The organism is Acidisphaera rubrifaciens HS-AP3 (assembly GCF_000964365.1).
In the GTDB taxonomy this organism is placed as follows: domain Bacteria; phylum Pseudomonadota; class Alphaproteobacteria; order Acetobacterales; family Acetobacteraceae; genus Acidisphaera; species Acidisphaera rubrifaciens.
The window spans coordinates 1-476 of record NZ_BANB01000815.1 but is presented as its reverse complement, the minus strand read 5'-3'; the positions used below and the strand labels follow the sequence as shown (position 1 = coordinate 476).

The following is a 476-nucleotide window of genomic DNA, read 5'->3' as shown; positions in this document are numbered from 1 at the left end:
AAATAGCGGCAGCCGGCCGCCGCGAACGCCGCCACCGCATCGGCATAGGCACGGCCGAGATCGTGATAGAAGCCGTCGAGATCGGGATAGACCGCCGGATCGATGGCGGCGCGGCCGCCGCGGAAATGCACGACGCTCGGCGAGGGGATGGTCTGCTTGGCCACCGCGCGGGTCACCTGCCCGGCGGTGTAGCGGAAATCGTCGAGGAACACCGGCCGCCGCCACGCGACCGGCGCCGTCACGCGCAGGGCGTGCGGCAGCACCGCGCCCTTGAAGGCGACCTTCTGCGCCGGCTCGTAGATCTCGACGCCGTCGAGGCCGCCGACAAAGTCGTAATGCCAGTAGGCGCGACGGTATTCGCCGTCGGTCGCGGCGCGCAGGCCGATCGCTTCCTGCCGGCGCACCGCCTCGGTGATGCAGGCAGCCTCCACCGCGCGCAGGCCGGCCGCGTCCAGCGTTCCGGCGGCACGGGCGGC

1 pseudogene is annotated in these 476 nt (G+C 72.5%); it reads right to left on the bottom strand.

The features are described 5' to 3' along the window. Positions 1 to 476, bottom strand: a pseudogene (locus B8460_RS22365) (5-methyltetrahydropteroyltriglutamate--homocysteine S-methyltransferase); the annotation flags it as partial.